General features: G+C 41.5%; 3 protein-coding genes. All 3 read right to left on the bottom strand.

Translation table 11 applies throughout. The annotated features are described in order from the left end of the window. Window positions 1-39: 39 nt before the first annotated feature. A complete protein-coding gene (locus tag HWV03_RS07605) occupies window positions 40-4326 on the bottom strand; it encodes a SpvB/TcaC N-terminal domain-containing protein (RefSeq protein ID WP_211679167.1) in 4287 nt (1428 codons plus the stop codon). A gap of 126 nt (window positions 4327-4452) precedes the next feature. Beyond that, complete coding sequence (locus tag HWV03_RS07600; RefSeq protein ID WP_211679166.1) at window positions 4453-11853, bottom strand: Tc toxin subunit A-related protein; 7401 nt, start codon at window positions 11851-11853, stop codon at window positions 4453-4455. A 295-nt stretch (window positions 11854-12148) separates the two neighbouring features. Continuing rightward, the gene (locus HWV03_RS07595) at window positions 12149-19594 is read right to left on the bottom strand and encodes a Tc toxin subunit A-related protein (RefSeq protein ID WP_211679165.1); all 7446 of its coding nucleotides are present in this window, start codon (window positions 19592-19594) and stop codon (window positions 12149-12151) included. Window positions 19595-19955: the final 361 nt, after the last annotated feature.

Below are 19955 nucleotides of genomic sequence, written 5' to 3'. Positions count from 1 at the left end.
AAAAAAGCATTCCCTTGCTAAAGGCAATGCTTTACCTATCTATTTCACCTGAGTATCTGCCCAAGTATCATTCTCATCTTCTGACACCGAGAACCAAGGGGTGTAATACTGGCGGCGCTCATGTCCTTTCGCTGTGACAACTTTGATCAAACGACCCAGCGCATCATAATAATGCGTGTCCGCATACCCTTCCATGCGCATTGACACATCAGTAATATACCGCCAATCATCGATAAAATAAGGTTGATACTGCCGAACAACGAGACCTTTATTGTTATATTCTGTACGCCCAGATACGCGCCAACGAGTGTTTGAGTGCACGCAAATAAGCTGCTTATTTGCATCAAGAGCAAGTATGCCAGTATTGGTACGTTGATAAGCCTTACCTGGTGGCACTTTCTCCATTTTCTGTAACTCACGGCCAAACCCATCACTGTACATCACTTGGATCTGAATCTGCTGTTGTTGCGCCCCATTCGGATAATTATCTGCAGTCAACATCACTTCGTGGATAGGACACTTATCTGCCATCCAACTAAATCCATCCCTTGCAAATAGAGTGGATTGTTGCTGCACATTATTATTGGCCTGTTCAATCAAAGAGGACACACTCAATACAGGGCTGGAAATCCCGACATCCGAAAATCCAATCGCATCTCCATTTTCAGTACCATAAAAAGTGTTCATCGCAGGAGAGCCTAATGGCGTAACAGATACCGCTTCTGTATTCTTATTGCTATCTATAATTTTATAAGCATTCAATTGCTGGTAATTCGGCTCATATGTTACTGAATTACCCAATGGGTCGACAGTTTCAAGTACAGACAAACAGTAATGATCATAGCGGAGTTCCATTTTCCCTGATAAGACATCGCTCTGCATTCGTTTTGGTAAAAAGAAGTTGTCTGCCTCGTTATATTCGGTAAACGCCTGCTCTTTGATCCAGACATCGCGCTCTTTAGCCGAGTACGCAGATAACAAACGCGATGTTTTTTTATAGCCCGCCAGCCTAAGTTCACTCTCCAGTTGTGTCGGTGTCAATACATCCCGATACGCGACCAATGCATTATCATCAAAGACAGCGATATCTGTATTTAACACCCGAGGCGGAAACTGAACCTCACCCATAGCATTATCTAATAAATAATGGCTTTGTTGCTGTCCTGTAAAGTGACGAACTGCGGCTTGAGATAACACTGAGTTCACTTCTAAAAGGCGCTCAAAGCAAAATCCCCCTTGAGGCACGTTCACATCACTGCCCATTATCACATTCGTACGCGTTTTTACTGGCAATCCTATCAGACTGTAGATATCCGCATTATTCTGATGAATATATTCATTATACGTTTCATGAATTTTCAGTATCGTTTGTTGCGCATCCTTGTCAACGTCTCCTGCCAATGCATAAATATTCCTCCACACATTATTAGATATATTCTGCCGACGAGGATAGCTAATCGAAACACTGTGCGTTGGCAAAGAAAATTCGTCAAAAGCAAGCTGGACAGTCTGTTTGCACAGCGGATCATCACTCACGCGTTCATATTGATAGTAAAGCGACTCTAATTGCTGAACACGCAATATTGGCATTTCTTCATGCGCAGCTAAAACCTGCACGAGTTCAACACGATAACGCACACTCTGCACAGTATAAGGCGTATTTTTCAACACCGAATTATCCAAACCGTACACTTCTTCACGCAGTAATGAACCACTCAATGCAAGGTTTAGCCATCGTTGCATTTCAGCTGAATATTGTGTGATATTTATAACCCCATCACCATCGCAGTAGTAAGTATCATTAAGATGATATGTGGCTTTATCACCACGCCAGAAATTAGATTTTTTTAGTGTACCCGGCGCACCAGTATGGTACCAACGACAAGTTTTTAATGGTGGTGTGTCAGTATCAGCCGCATGATCAGAAACATGATCAGTATCTAATGTTTCAACATAACTAAACCCACGAAAAACCTTAACGAAACCATCATAAAAACCACCTCGATACGCATAGTGTTGAGTAAGCTGATTTCCCGTAATTTCATCATATTGTGTGGACGCCTTCATCAAGTAAACGGGCACAGGCAAGTGACAAACCGCATTCGCATCCTCGGCCTTCTCATCTAGCCACTCCTGCCCTGATAAACGATAACGAACTTGGCTAATGGCACCGCAATTATTGTTAATTTTCGTCAATAAATAAGGCTTATTTGCAGTCAAACTTAATACATAATGTTGAGCATCCTTGTGCGACCGACTAAATACAACAGATAGCCCTCCAGTACCGAACCAGTCAACAAAGGATAATTGGCAAGTATCATCAAAATTAACACCATCGGGTAAAGCAATATCAGTTTCTTTTACAAATCCATTGCCCGACTGATTCTTGTAAAGCGTCATTTTATCCGCGTTAACATACACGAGATCTGTGGCTCCAGAACCGTCTACATCGACCAAATATAATCGATTTGGTTGAAATGGTGTCGTACTATCAAAATTCCATGGTAATTCAATGCAATTGCCAAATCGTCCCTTGCCTTTATTAGGCCAACAATAAACCACCTTGTCCGTAACTTCGATAAGGTGTGCTTGACCCGACCCCAGTACATCGCCAAAAGCCACCAAGGTGCGATCATCACGCCCCCTTATAGGCAATGGACGATTTAATGATGTAGCATCTACCGTTTTTGCTGGCGCAAAGCCTTTTCGAGTATTCGGATAAAAACGCACACTGTTTGGACCAATAACCACGACATCAGACAACCCCGCCCCTGCAATATCAGCAAATATACCCTCACCACTCAATAATTCCGAAGGAATGGCAGATAACGGACTAAACGATTGCCAATTACCGTCATCGTTTAACGTGAAAAAGCCATTCAGTCCGGGTTGCATCGACACCCAATCCAAACGCGCATCGCCATTAATATCAGTAAGCATTTGTGTCCCGTCTTGCAAAGAAGGTACTTTAGGTACATTCTTCCAATTACCGAACTTTATTGCATCAGGATTATCTGTTATTGAACAATCTCTTACTGGTGAACGGTATTTCCAATCCTGACCATTTTTGTAAAGTACCCCTGATAGCCCTTCACCGTATAAGTCCACAAATTGATAAAAAGGAGCATCATTAATACCAGGGGTCGAAGGTAATTGACTCCAGCAGGCACCAGACGCCAACTCATCATTTTGGTACTCAAAAAGAAGTGCTGGCTGAGATTCAATATTTATCTCTTTTTTTGCTTGCCCATACGCCCAATGTTGAGCCCCATCCAATGTAGTTAAAACAGGGTTTTCATTATAGTTAAATAGCAAGCGACAAACACCAAGCGGCGCGGCACTTACTCTGTCAGAAAAACCATCAGGGTAATGGTGAAACAAGATAACCTGTCGACACAAGCGATGACAGCGAACTTCAAAACCGTAGCTATAACTTGAAAAAGAATCACTCCTGACTCCCCAAGGCTGTTCTTCTGACCGCCATGCTGGAATAATATCAGGATCAGCAGCGCGCTGCCCATAATCGAGTGCGACACTAAACAGCCAGTCGTGCTGCTTGTCTTGCTCTTTTTTGCTTAGACAATACAAGCTCGGATCTGGATGTAGGTTGCCATAAAAAACATGGGTTAAATAAGATAATGCACCGCGTTCTCGCACATTTTCAGACTGTGAATCAACCACGCCCTCGTTATTTTCACTCGTATACTCATAGTGAATATGTTCACCGTTGGGTGATACACTTTCCTCTATCGACCATTCAGCAATATCATTTTCGTCACCCGTTTGCGCAACACTACTCTTACCTAAACAATGTAGAGTGCCATCTTGACCAAACACCAACCAGAATATTTTATGCAATGCGTCAGTCTGCTGCCATTGCTCATAGCGTTCATAGCCATCCGCTACGTTAGAGCAATACGTTGTCACTTTATACGTAACATCAAATGATATAAGCCCCAGCTTATTACGCTCTTTCGTAATGACAGCCCCACGCTTGTCTCTTAGGGCAACAAGTATCGCTCCAGCAGGACCAATAAACAGATCGGTATCATCATAATTAGGTACCCCTTTTCGTGAATACCTTTGTATGGACATCAAGGGTAAGTTCCACCCAACACCAAAAGCACCATTCCCCTGACTGGTTTGATAACTTAATGATAATGACGGTGCAAATCCACGCCCTTGACTCACCGGAAACGGAATAGAAAAAGACATATCGCCTGTCGGGCCTGCATGCCCAGGTGTCGTTTGTGCCGACATGATAGCCCCACCTTGTTTCGGCAATTGGGGGGCATTAATGACAAGATCACTGGTTTGTTGTGACATCAAAAACTCCAATAAAAAATAAATTCAGGTTTCAAAACCATGAACAAAAACGAATAAAGTAGTTATCCTTTCAGAGGTTCGTGTTAACCACGAACCTCGTCTCAGGCGATTGACTCAATACACGAATTATTGACTAATCGTATACCGAATATGGAATACAATATCGTTTAGGCTTTCCAAAATGGCTTGTTGCTTGCTCGTTGCATTCGGGAAGATCAGGGTCAAACACGAATTTTCATCATCCCCTGCGATTGGCAGTCCTTCAAATGGTAGGTATTTACTATCCTTGAAATCAAGCTGAAACTGACCACTGTCATTAATACCATGCGAAATAGCCGACTGACGACAACTGACATGCATATTCGTATTCGTTCCCGTGTAAGACAACACCGCTTGAATATCTTGGTACGGTGCAAGCAACGCAGGTAAGGAAACACTAATTTGCTTAATTCGCTTATGCTTCCCTAAAACACCACAGTCGTCTGGGTAATCACTTTCTATATTTAATGCAGCTAAATTCAGCTTCGCACTGAATTTGTCTCCGTCCAGCTTTAACTCATGTTTAATCACGCCGTTCGTTTGGGCCCCCTGAAGTACATCTTTAACCGCGTTATTAAAATCTTCTGTATTTGAGTCCATTTCCGTGGCCATAGAGACTGTGCGACTCACTTCTAAAGCCCGCTGATCCCAGTCAAGATAACTCGATTCCATTTGCGCAAGGTTAAGCATTAACGCTTCTCCACACAATAATCCTGCGTGATTACTGTCCCATGCACCTGGCTGAATAAAGGCCGCTTTATCAGATGTTTCCCATTGATAACCCCGTTCAGCTTTTAAGCAACGCGCCACTGTCAAATCATAGAACTGATAAAATATTGACGAAAGTCGCCCTTGCATCCAACTATACAAGGCACCGTTGCTGAATTTTGTATTAAGAAAATCAAGCTGAGTCTGCGTTTGAAGCTGCTGTGTTATCAGATAGTCTTTTTGCAACACAGCGGCTTCAACTTGGATCTTCAAACTGTCTTGCTGCGCCATAAGTTGTGCAACTTCATGCGTGGCTGTATCTAGTTGAATAGTCCATTCTTGTCCTCGGCGACGATATTGCTCTGATGTTGTGCGCGCTTCTGCAGCAATATTCAACCCTGCAGCGCTGGCATCCATTCCATATGCAATAGCACCAGGCACAGCGCCCCATCGAGAACCACCACATGCCATACCAAATAAATTTGGTGCCATATCCAGCGCTGCGGCCGCTGTTCGCATTGCGTTAGCAGTAATGGCAAGGGCGCCTGATGCAATACGCTCATTTATCGCTTTTTGCTCTTCGTTACTCACACCTTCATCTAACAACGCCTGATAATGATCACGGCGAGTCTCTGTACCCTCCAGATTTTTAGATAAAACGGCTTGTTCTGCCCACATTTGCTTAATGCTCACATCCTGCATTTTCACACTGCGCTTCATCAAATCTTTAGCCTGCGTCTGCAATAACGCATTTAACCCTTCCGCATCTTTACGCTCCAACACGGAGGCAAGGGCGTTACCATATTGCATCAACTGATTAACCATACCTTTAGCGCTTTCTAACATAATAGGAAAACGCTGGATCGCAATAGTAATATTGCCCGGCAATCCCCCAGTATTACCAGCACTACTAGCAACGGTGGCACTTTGAAGTGATTTAGGAACGGTTGGCGAAGTATAAATAGGTAGCATCAGTGGCTGGCCATTAATACTCAAATTATGACGTAAATTATGCAGACGTAACTGCAAGGTTTGATAATATCCCTTGAGTTTTTCATTTTCACAGGGCAAAAACAAATCTGTCAACGACGTGCTGGCTCGAGAATCCCCTCCAACATCTAGATTGAGTAAACCCGTAGGATCCAATAACGGCGCTTGGACTGTTTTACCTACCGCACTAAGTAGTGTCGGCTCATTCCACGATGCATCCAAAGGTAATTTAGGCTCATCACCCAATAAGTTCTCTGCAGTCACGTACCATATTTTAGCTTCTGCTAGGCTGTCTCTTTCCAGCTGACGATACGCCATATCTCCACGGGCAATCATAAGGTCCAGTAACTTCATGTAAGTTGCCACTTTATAGTGCATAGGATCACTCTGGGCCACCACATCCGGATCTGTGGTATCTGTCTGAGTCACATCCCATGCTGTATCTTCTTGCAGTGGACGCGCATTCCATTGTCGTTTACGCACATCCGTATAACCCTGTGGATTAAATATGAATTTTAGCCACCGATCTGCATCTTCAAAGGATTGTGCGTGAAGCAGTTTATCTGCAACCAACATTGGGGTGTAATAAAACAGTTCCCATAGATACAAACCATTCGCCCCATTGAAATCCATCGGTTCATCGTGAAGAGTCGCCATTTTCTCGCTGCATACCAAGCCGGGGACCTTTTGGCTATTCTGGACGAGGGTGACACTGTCTTTATTTTCGTTATAGAGGAAGATAACCGAATTTCCATCACCCGCACGATAATGTACTTTCTGGTATTCAACCTCTAAATGTACTTGCTGACCATCGCGATTACCTCTATCTCGGTAAGGATAAAACAATCGTACGGTTGTTTTTTCTGTTTCCGACAATATACCTTCATATGCTAAAATACTGTCATTTTCCGTATAGAAATTAGCATAATATAATTTAAACCACTTACTTTCACCATTTACGGCAGGGCTGTACTCATCTAAAATCACATTGCAATAAAAGCCCTTACCTAATTGTGGTTCAAGTAATTGTTGTGTATTCCAAGTCAATACATTATCAACACCCGCATATGCTCTTTTAACCAACTCTTTAGCAAACTGGGTATTAAGCCGTGTTTGACGTGGTTTGTTGGTGAATTCCAGATAACATGCACCATTCGTATCTTTTACAATACGTGCATTTTCTTTCCGATCACTCGAGTCCGCATCTTTTACTGTCACCTCTAAAGAGAAGGTATTTCGATATATCTCTTCCTGACCATCATATACAACAAACGTTCTTTTTATCGTCTCTGCCGAACTACCAAGAGGTTCTTTAAATGACTGAAGCACCTTAGTCTCAGAAAATTTAGAGATGTAATGCTGTTCTGGTTTAGGGTCCATATCCCAACCACTGTGAGACACTTTTTCCTTTAGGATGACTTGACACAATCCTGTTTGTCTTTGCCAACCATGTAACTCGATCAATAAGTCATAGGTAGGTAGCGCATCAGGTGATACAAACTGGGGAGCCTTTATTTTCAATTGATTATTTTCAAATCTATGGGTATAAGAACCGTGTTCCCTACTTGAGAATAAATATGCACTGATTTTATAATCACTCAGATACCTGCCCGGTAAGATCTTAAATGCAGGCTTGATCCACCCCTCACTGTCGATCTCTGTTGCTTCGAAATCGATCTCAACTTTGATTAACATTTCAAAATCTTCAGGGATAACAACAACACAATCCCACCCTTTTTTGTGATTATTTATTACCACTGCTGCATCACAGTCATATTCCAAATGCGGGGGGTATACATCATTATTTATGTGCATTGAGACTTCACTCTGTACACTTATATCCTCGCCTGTTCTGTCATTTTCATCACAGCTTACTTGTACATTATGACAAACTTCCTGGAGTAACCTAATCACATAGTCGTGATTCTCATAGCCTAAGTTACCTTCGAGCACGTTTATAAATACATCGGCATCTTGCTCTGTACATTGCATATTAAAGTCTATCAAATACGCTTTCGCGTCTGTTGGTTCGTCACGTTTTTCCGGTTTATAGACATAAGCAAGGAGACACTTATTTTTATCTGTGAATGTAATATGCAATTTTGATTGCGTATCAAACTCAATAGAATAGCTGTTTTCTGGCGACCAACTTCCATCGATTTTTCGATAACTAAGCTTTAATCTATACTCCGTCTTCATGAGAGGTGCATTATTGCTTGGTTGAGACTGCACTGCTTTCTCTGTGCTTTCTATCCAAGCAATGTAAAGTCGGTTATTAAACATCACGGGTCTAACGTCATCATTAACTGCGTTAGTAATAGGGGCTTCAATTTTCTCCCATGCACTCCACGCTGAAGCTTCATAACCACCGCGCCCATCACTCATGTCATTATTCAGACGACGCCAGTAATATTGAACAGGCTGACTCGCACTACGCGCAACAAAATAAGTATGTCCTTGAGATAATCTCGGTGAGTCATGGTAACCGCTCAGCACCTCTAAATTCGCGATTTCTTCAAAACTACTCAGATAGCTTAAATAAGCATCCTCAACCAAATCATGATTAAGCTTACTCTGGCTAATTTTTGATAGCAGTGCCTTTTGTAAATTAGTTTGGTTATAACGTAATGAAGGCTCAACATAATTCTCTGGATAATAAGCCAATTTTAATGCACTTGCCCAACTGCTATAACGTTTATTATACTGCTCCCATTCAACAAAGAACCGACTTAAAAACATGTCCGTGTCAATGTTAAACTCCATGCCTTGTAGGCAACGGTTAATATACAATTGGACACTTGATACCGCTTCTGCAATTCGTGTTGTCTGAGTTTGTCCGCTAACTTGGTTATCCAACAGTAAATATTGATATATACCATTACGATTTTCACCACCAAACAAGCGCATATCTGTGACTTCATTTAATAAGAAATAAGCACACAATGCCGAACTGGTCGCTTCCTCTTGCTGTTCTCGATGTATTTCCTTTTGATGCTCAGCCAATGCGGCTTCAACGCTATCTGCGACCTGTTTAAAATCCAACGCTGAAGATACATTACTTAACGTAGAAAGCTGCAATAAACTATGCACAGACAAATTCAACGCATGCGTGTATTCAAGTAGGTTAATCATTTGGTCGAGCTGTCTTACCGTTGCGGTATTATCCACTTTACAACAGGCATTAAATACGTTCTCTATTTCACTCTGGGGGTATTTATCGGTTAACACGATCGCCATGTTCGCGCGCGTTAATTGCCCTTGTGTATAATAATGTAATAGCGCGTCAACAGCACTTTGACCAACCTGGCGTTCCACCGCTTTTAATGCACTAAAATCACGCAGTGTATCGACACATACATTTAAATAGTCCTTACTCCCCCCCGGTAACAAGCCTGCATTTTTCAATAACGGCGTTAGCTCAACCACTGATAAATCAAACGTTTTAACAATATAGGCAAGCTGGCTCATTAAATGCGTAAACTGAACAATATCATTTACATCTCTTTTAGAGTCAAAGAAGTCATTAATGCCTGTTGAATAGTTCATTATCGAATGAATATTAAGATCACTACCACGCGCAACTTTTTCTGCCCAATCCATCACACAGTGAGCCAGTTCGTGATCCTGTAGTCCTAAGCCCGCTGCGATACTCGGTGCAATCACATCTTGTCGATTAACGGGGTCTACATTTTGTCCTGCGTGATATAAAGTTCGCAAAAAATGTTCAATATCAGGCGTCAGTTCCGTTGCAAATCCGCTTGGTTTCATTGTCATCGATTTTAGTGCAACAACACTGATATCTTGCGCGACTAACCATTTACATACTTGTGTAATGCTTTGATGGCAAAGATAGAAGTCATGCAGTTTAGCACTGCTAAGTTTATCTGACAGACCGATTAGATTAACGATACAAACTAATTCTTGTGGTAGTAACTGATGAATACGTGCCAGCATAGCAACACGATAAAGTTGACTGATATTAGCCAGACCCAGTCTTGAGTTTGCCCCACAAAGAATGGAAAGCATCTGTAATCCAGCGTCATCAACCCCAAACGCACGCTGAAGAACACTGCGTTCGTAAGCCGTCTCAGAATGCGTAGGGTCAAAAGAAATTGCCCCCTCTGAATCACGGACAGAGAACACTTGATCACCCAAGCAAGGGTTATTAAATAAACGATCAAATTGGCTTAGCTTTCCCGCAGGCGCGTAAACATTGATATCGCCACCAAGTAAAACCGTCGCATCATCTTCACTTAAATTATGATATTTTATTAATTTTAGGGCGTGAGATGTCAGCTTAAATGTTTCATCGCTAATTTTGTCGCCAGAAAGGCGTATTAGATTATCCAGTATCGCAGGGGTTAAACAGGTAGCCTTGCAGTAACGTATCATTTTATAAAGTCTGATGAGCATCGCAGGGTCTAAACTCTGAGCTTCGTTAAAGGTAATGGTTGTTTCACAGCCCCGCAACCCCCTCACAGATGTCCCTCTCAAAACTTCTAACTTGATAGACGCCTTAGCGATGTCATGTTGAATATGAACATATTTACCGCATTGTGCTCTCGATTTTTGATGATAAATGTCTTCACCATCGACCTTAATAGCCATTTCTGCCGTACCAGGCTCATCAGCTAAAGACGATGCGACTGAAATAATAACTTGTTTATCCCCCACTGCAGGTAAAATTGATAAACTATGAACCTGTAAAGGATTATTAAATGGAGTATGCTCAAACGCCCGTGTATACAGCCTCCCATCATCAATATGAATCAGCTGACCTTTTCCCCCTTCACTCGGGGTACCTGTGTAATAAGCGCTTTCAATATAGGTCCCACTGTATTCATTGGGAGCAACAGGTTTGTCAAAGCGACTTGACGAAGAAGATGCTTTTGACTCATAAATAGCAGGGAAAGATAAATAAGAGATAAGTTCATCACGGGTAATATCTAATGAACGGCATAAATTATCGGCATCACTCAGATAACTGATATTATCAGTCCCATAGCAAGCATGAAGTGCATCATCATCGATTACAGTAGGACTTGTTAAATATTGCGCTAATGTAGGTGGCAAATTATTACTGAAAAGCCAACTGACCTCTTTTTCCACCGAGAAAGCACTCGGAGATAAAAGCTCATCTATCTCTTCAAGTTCAATCTTATTCAACGCCATTGAAGACGACAAACGGCTAAAATCTGCATGATAAGGCAATGCATCACCGATTAAAGTATTAGCGAGTTGCGTATCAAGGCCATCATCATTGATATGGGCACGAAGTACCTCATTAGATAAGGCCAAAGTACTGATCGTTTCATCCTGATTACTTTGGCTTAATACCAATGACGCAAGATCAGGACGGCGATGATTGAGGTGGGCAGGAGAACTTGTCTCGTGTAGCGTTTTTCCTTCACGGTATAGTTCTGTAAGGTAAGCAGCAGGTGAAAACATCGAGGCAACTGATCCTTGTTTTACATAAGCATCCGCACGCGAAGGGATGATATCGTCAAATCCTCGAATACCTCCAACCATGGTCCCCATCGCCATATTCATCGCATGCTGAAGTTGTGGATTGCCCCTTTTAACCGCGTTTCTCTGCTTTGCTTGTAATTGAATAGCGGCGGCATTACCACCCCGGTGCAAATCCCGAATCACGCGCAAATTCAGCGTATCTCTAACATCATTTCTGAAAGAGTTAAACTCTATCTGACCAATATCAGTTAATGAATGATACCCTTTGGACTGCAAATAAGATGCATTTTTGTCATAAAGTTGTTGCGTTAAATTAGTCAAAGTGACATTCCTTTTAGTCAAAATATATGAGTGTTGGTCATCAAGCATTAAAGCCACAAAACCCCTACAGCACTGATATAAATACACTTTTTTAGATAGTTAATCCATAAGTATCTACAAAAACTTAACATTTTAGCAACAATTGACAACTGAGTATCTCAGCATAATCTCTCGATGAATAAACAAAGCCTAATAGTTGCATCTAATTAGTGAGGCGAGTAGCAATTTAACGCACTGAAAAAAGCTCGCGTTAACCGCAAGCTCATTCTCAGATTATTTATACCTTCATGTTGAATTATTGGGTAATTGTGTACCGAATATGGAATACAATATCGTTAAGGCTTTCCAAAACAGCTTGTTGCTTGCCCGTCGCATTTGGAAAGTTCAGGGTCAAACATGAATTTTCATCATCCCCCGCAATTGGCAGCCCTTCAAACGGTTGATATTTACCATCATTAAAGTCAAGCTGAAATTGACCACTGTCATTGATGCCATGCGAGATAGCCGACTGACGACAGCTTATGTGCATATTCGTATTGGTTCCTGTATAAGACAATACAGCCTGAATATCCTGATACGGCGCAAGCAGTGCAGGTAAAGAAACACTGATTTGTTTGATCCGCTTTCGCTTCCCTAAAACACCGCAATCTTCCGGGTAATCGCTGTCTATATTTAATGCAGATAAATTTAATTTTGCACTAAATTTGTCTTCCTCTAGCTTTAACTCATGTTTAATTTCACCATTCGCTTTAGCCCCCTGAAGTGCAGCTTTAACGGAATGATTAAAGGCATCCGTACTTGAATCCATCTCTGTGGCCATAGAGACAGTCCGTGTGACTTCTAACGCATCGTTATCCCAATCAAAATAAGCTGAATCCATTTGCGCAAGGTTGAGCATGAGGGCTTCACCGCATAGTAAACCCGCATGATTACTGTCCCATGCTCCAGGTCGAATAAAAGTCGCTGTATCAGATGTTTCCCATTGATAACCCAGTTCAGCTTTTAAACAACGAGCCACGGTCAAATCATAGTACTGATAAAATATCGACGAAAGTCGCCCCTGCATCCAACTATACAAGGCATCGTTGCTAAATTTAGTGTTAAGAAAATTAAGTTGAGCTTGCGTTTGGAACTGCTGCGTTATCAGATACTCTTTTTGCAGCACCGTTGCTTCGAGCTGGATCTTTAAGCTTTCTTGCTGTGCTTTAAGTTGTGTTACCTCATGCGTGGCAGCATCCCGTTGAAGAGCCCATTCTTGTCCTCGGCGACGGTATTGTTCCGATGTTGTACGTGATTCTGCGGCAATATTTAATCCTGTGGCGGTGACGTCCATCCCATATGCGATAGCTTCAGGTATCGCTCCCCATCGAGAACCACCACATGCCATACCAAACACATTTGGTGCCATATCCAGTGCTGCGGCCGTTGTGCGCATTGCATTAGCGGTAAGCCCAAGAGTACCAGATGCAATACGCTCACTTATTGCTCTTTGCTCTTCGTGACTTACGCCTTCATCCAGTAATACCTGATAATGATCACGGCGAGTCTCAGCCCCGATCAAGGTTTTAGATAAAATACCTTGCTCTGTCTCCATGTGCTTAATACTCACATCCTGCATTTGCACACTGCGCTTCATTAAATATTTAGCCTGTGTTTGCAATAATGCATTTAATGCTTCGCCATCTTTACGATCTAACACGGACGTGAGGGCATTACCGTATTGCATTAACTGATTAACCATACCTTTGGCATTTTCTAACATAATTGGAAAACGTTGGATGCCAATAGTGATATTGCTCGGCAAGCCCCCATTATTACCAGCACTGCTTACAACTGCGGCACTTTGAAGTGACTTAGAATCGGCTACTGGCAGTGCATAAATAGGTTGCGTTAGCGGCTGACCATTAATACTCAGATTATGACGTAGGTTATGCAGACGTAACGTCAACGTTTGATAATACCCTTTGAGCTTTTCATTTTCACAAGGCAAAAACAAACCGGTCAACGAAGGGGATATTTGAGTATCCGCTTTAGCATCCGTACTAAGTAGGTTTTTCGACGCAGGTAACAAGGATTGCGTCATTTTATCTGCTGCACTATGCAGTGTCGGTTCATTCCACGATGAATTCAAGGACAGCTTTGGCTCATCACCCAAAAAGTTCGCCGCTGTGATATAGCATATTTTCGCTTCTGCTAAACTGTCTCTTTCCAGTTGGCGATACGCCATGTCCCCACGGGCAATAATAATATCCAGCAACTTCATGTAAGTCGCGACTTTATAGTGCATGGGATCCGCTAATGCCACTACATCTGGATCTGTTGTTTCTATCTGAGTCGCATCCCACGCCCGATCTTCTTGTAGCGGGCGAGAATTCCATCGCCGTTTACGCGCACCAACATAACCCGATGGGCTAAATACATATTTTAGCCATCGCTCTGCATCTTCAAAAGATTGTGCTTGAAGCAGTTTATCTGCAACCAGTATCGGGGTGTAATAAAACAGTTCCCATAAATACAAACCATTCGCGCCACTAAAATCCATCGGTTCATCATGAGCCTGGTTAACCATTTCCTCACTGCATGAGAAGCCAAGCGCCTTTTGGTCATTATTAACCTGAATGACACGATTACTGTCCCTATCATAGGTGAAAATGATCGACTTCCCATCACTAGCCCGATAATGGGATTTTTGATATTCAACCTCCAAATGAGCTTGTTGAGAACCACCATTACACCAACCATGATTACCTTTGTCTGGGTAAGGGAAAAACAATTGTACGGTTGTTTTTTTTGTCTCTGACAACGTACCTTCATACGCTAAAAGACTGTCGTTTTCTGCATAAAAGTTCGCATAATGTAGTTTAAACCACTTACTTTTACCATTTACGGCCGGGTTGTATTCATCTAAAATCACATTGCAATAAAAGCCTTTTCCTAATTGTGGCTCAGCTAATTGCTGTGTATCCCAAGTCAACACATTATCAACACCTGCATACGCCCTTTTAACCAGTTCTTTTGCGAATAAGGTATTAAGTCGTGTTTGACGGGGTTTATTAGTAAACTCTAGGTAACATGCTCCATTACTGCCTTTGACAATACGTGCGTTTTCTTTTCGGTCACTTGAATACTCATCACCTGTTGCCTCTAAAGAAAAGGTATTTCGATATATCTCTTTTTTTCCATCATATACGACAAATGATTCTGTTATAGTCTCACTCTCGCTATCAAAAGGAGTCTCATATGACTGATGTACTTGGGTATCAATATTTTGAGGTATATAATATTGACCAGACAGAGGGTTATCAGCCCAACAACTGTGAGAAATCTTGGGCTTTAGCTCGACTGTACAAATCCCTCTGTGAACATTCCCATAATAATCAAGCACTGCCACAAACATTTTATACTTAGGAACCGCATCAAATTCTTCGAACTTCGCAGCTCTTATTCTTCTTCCGTAACTCCCGCCCTCTCTACGGACAACACTACTTGGATTTTTACGCGGTCCTTCTCCTACGCATAACGTTATCCTAATCCGAGAAAATTTTTCACGATGACTCCGCATAATATTAAATACAGGTCTAATTCGGCCCTTTTCATCTATCTCCGTATTTATCATGTCGAGTTCAATTTTAATAAACCATTGAAGAAGATCTGCAACAACAGGTATACAATCCCAACTTCCTTTCTTGCTTGTTACAGTTGCCTGACAGTCATACTCCAAATGAGGGGGGGATACGTTATTATTTAGGTGTGCAGAGACAATACATTGTACATTTTCATCCTCGCCAGTTCTATCATCTTCATCGGAACTTACTTGCACATTAAGCGGGATTTTTTTTAGCGCCCTAATGATATAGTTATGTTCTTTACTTCCTAACCCTCCTTCAAGTACAGCTTTAAATACATCGGCATCTTGTTCTGTACACTGCATATTAAAATCAATTAAATATGCTTTTTCGCCAGCTAAATCATCCTGTTTTTCTGGTTTATAAACATAACCAAGGAGACACTTATTTTTATCTGTGTATGTAATATGAAATTTTGATTGCGCATCAAACTCAATAAAGTAACTACTTTCTGGGGACCAAGTTCCATCAATCTTGCGATAGCTAAGCTTTAACCTGTACTCCGTTTGCATAATCGGTGCGCCATTGGTAGGTTCCGATTGTTCGGCTTTCTCAGTGCTTTCTATCCAAGCAATATAAAGTCGGTTATTAAACATCACCGGTCTAACTTCATCATTAACAGCATTCGCAATAGGGGCTTCAATTTTCTCCCATGCGCTCCACGCAGAGGCTGTATAACTGCCTAAGTCATCCCCCATGTCATTATTCAGACTGCGCCAGTAATATTGGGCTGGCTGACTCGCACTGCGCGCAACAAAGTAGGTATAACCTTGAGATAATCTCGGCGCGTCATGGTAGCCACTCAGCATTTCTAAATTTGCTATTTCTTCAAAGCTACTCAGATAGCTTAGGTAAGCATCATCAACCACGTCTTGATTCAGCTTATCCTGACTAATTTGTGAAAGTAGTGCCTGTTGCAAGTTTGTTTGATTATAACGCAATGAAGGCTCTACATAATTCTCTGGATAATAAGCCAGTTTCGACACACTTGCCCAACTATTATAGCGCTTATTATACTGCTCCCATTCAGCAAAGAACCGACTTGTAAACCTATCTGTATTAACGTTAAATTCCATACCTTGCAGACAACGGTTAATATACAATTGGACACTTGACACCGCTTCTGCAATTCGTGTTGTCTGAACTTGTCCACTTACCTGATTATCTAGTAATAAATATTGATATATGCCATTACGATTTTCACCACCAAATAAGTCCATGTCTGTGGTTTCATTTAATAAGAAATAACCGCATAATGCAGAACTCGTGGTTTCCTCTTGTTGCTGTCGATACATGTCCTTTTTATGCTCAGGCAATGTGGCTTCAACGCTATCCGCAGCCTGTTTAAAATCAGTGTATGTCGACACATTCCTCAACGTCGAAAGCTGTAACAAACTATGCACTGATAAATTCAATTCACGCGTATATTCAAGTATTTCTACCATTTGACCCAGTTGCCTTACCGTCGCATTATCATCCGTTTTACAGCAAGCATAAAATACTTCCTTTATTTCACTCTGCGGATATTTATCGGCGAACACAATGGCAATATTCCCACGCGTTAATTGACCCTCTGCATAATAATGCAACAGCGCGTCAACCCCCCCCTGGCCAACCTGACGTTCAACGGTTTTTAATGCACTAAAATCACGTAATGTATCGACACATATATTTAAATAATTCTTATTCCCCCCCGGTAACAAGCCTGCGTTTTTTAATAACGGCCTTAGTTCAACCACTGATAACTCAAACATTTTAACAATACAGGCAAGCTGACTCATTAAATGCGTAAACTGAACAATGTTATTCACATTCACATTTTCATTTGAATCAAAAAAGCGATTAATACTTGTCGAATAGTCGGCCATAGTATGAATGTTAAGATCACTACCACGCGCCACTTTCTCTGTCCAATCCATGACACAGCAAGCAAGCTCGTGATGCTGTAGTCCAAAGCCTGCCGCAACACTTGGAGCTATCGCTTCCAGCCAATTTTCTGGGGCTATATTTTGTCCAGCGTGATATAAGGTTCGCAGAAAGCTTTCAATATCAGGTGTCAGGTCCGTTACAAAGTCACTTGGTTTCATCGTCATCGACTTTAACTCAACAACACCTATATTTTCAGCTACCAACCATTTACATACTTGTGAGACAGCACGATGGCAAGTATAAATATCATGAAGTTCTGTGCTGTTAATTTTATCTGATAAATCGATGAGATTAACGATGTAGGCTAATTCCTGTGGCAGTAACTGATGAATACGAGCCAGCATGGCAATACGATAAAGTTTGCTAATGTTAGTCAGACTGAGTCTTGTGTCCACACCACAAATAACAGAAAGCATCTGTAATCCTGCATCATCAACTCCAAATGCTCGCTGAAGTACACTGCGTTCGTATGCCGTCTCAGAATGCGTTGAATCAAAGGAGATTGATCCCTCTAAATCACAAACAGAGAACAACTGTTCACCTAGGCAAGGATTATTAAACAAACGATCAAACTGATTGAGTTTCCCTGCGAGTGCATAAGCATTAATATCACTACCAAGTAATACCGCCGCATCATCTTCTCTTAGACTATCGTTATTTATCAGTTTTAGTGCATGAGATGTAAGCTTAAATGTCTCATTGGTAATGTTGCCGCCGGAAAGGTGTATTAAATTGCCGATTATCTCGGGGGTTAAACCGGATGCCTTACAGTAACGCACCATATTATAAAGTCTGATGAGCACGGCTGGCTCTAAATCTTGAGCTTCGTTAAAGGTAATGGTGGTCTCACTGCCCTGCCATATTCCGCCCTCAACCGACGCTCCTCTGCAAATCTCAAATGTAATAGATGCCTTAGATATTGTATGCTGAATATGAACGTATTTACCATATTGCAATTTCGCCTTTTGGTGATAAATATCTTTACCATCAAGCTTGATTATGGTTTCTGCACTATCTGACGCATCTGCTAAAGACGATGCGACTGAAATACTTACGTTATCATCACCTACGGAAGGTAAAATTGACAAGCTGTAAACCAGTGAAGGATCGTTAAATGGCGTATGACTGAAAGTCCGTGTACATAATATACCATCATTAATGTGGAGTACCTGACCCTTTCCCCCTTCACCCGGGCTGCCAATATAATGCGCAGCTTTGATGTAGTTTCCACTGTATTCATTGGGGGCGACAGGCCTATCAAAGCGACTTGGTGCAGAACATGATTTTGATTCATAAATGGCCGGGAAAGATAAGTAAGAGACAAGCTCCTCTCGGCTAATGTCTAATAAACGGCATAAGTTATCGACATTACTCAAATAATCGACATTATCCATTCCATAGCAAGCATTAAGTGCATCGCTATCCGTTGCGACAGGACGTGTTAAATATTGTGCTAAGGTGGGTGGTAAATTATTACTAAAGAGCCAATCAGCCTCTTCTTCTATCTCTAAAACATTCGGTGATAAAAGGTGAGTAATCTCTTCAAGTTTAATTTTACTCAGCGCCATCGAAGATGACAAACGGCTAAAAGGTGCATGATAAGGCAGTCCTACACCAATTAACGTATCAGCAAGTTGCATATCAAGGTCATCATCATTTATATGGGTGCGAAGCACCTCATTAGATAATGCTAACGTACTGATCGTTTCATCCAGATTACGCTGGCTTAATATCAACGACGTTAGATCAGGGCGACGATGGTTAAGTTGGGCAGGTGAATTAGCATCGTGTAGCTTTTTTCCTTCACGATACAATTCAGTAAGGTAAGCGGCTGGTGAAAACATTGAAGCGACAGACTCTTGTTTTACATAAGAATCGGCACGTGGTGGGATAATATCATCAAAACCACGTATGCCCCCAGTCATGGTCCCCATCGCCATGTTCATCGCATGTTGAAGTTGCGGATTTGCCCTTTTTACTACGTTTCTCTGCTTTGCTTCTAACTGAACCGCAGCGGTTTTACCGCCCCTATGCAAGTCTCGAATGTCGCTCAAACTTAATGTTTCTTGAACATCATTCTTGAAAGAGTCGAATTCTTTCTGACCAATATTGATTAATGAGTCATAGCCTTTGGACTGTAAATAAGATGCATTATTGTCAAAAAGTTGTTGCGTTGAATTAGCCAAAGTGACATTCCTTTTAGTCAAAATATATGAGCGCAGGTCATCAACTAGCGATAACCAAAAATATAAAACACTCTAAACCTATGACATAGATACACTTTTTGAAATGGTTAAGCCAGCATTATTTACAAAACATTAACATATAGCACTTATTTGCAACAAAGAGCAGGAAGCCGAAAAACACAAATACACGGCTAATACAAAATAAATGCAACACATATATAAAATAAACTAGAGATAAATTAATTATTTCTTAATGAAAATAACCAAAAACACCTATTTTCACTTCGTTTATTGAATTGTCCCCCCTTAGTCAGGCAAGATTCACTTTCTATCAAGTAAATTGACCTGGCTAAAGGGAAAA

This window comes from Moritella sp. 36, from assembly GCF_018219415.1.
GTDB lineage: Bacteria > Pseudomonadota > Gammaproteobacteria > Enterobacterales > Moritellaceae > Moritella.
This window is presented reverse-complemented; position numbering and strand designations above follow the sequence as displayed.

Bases quoted from the DNA above. Each gene is read 5' to 3' on its own strand.
- HWV03_RS07605 (WP_211679167.1), bottom strand. From the start codon at position 4,326: ATGTCACAACAAACCAGTGATCTTGTCATTAATGCCCCCCAATTGCCG.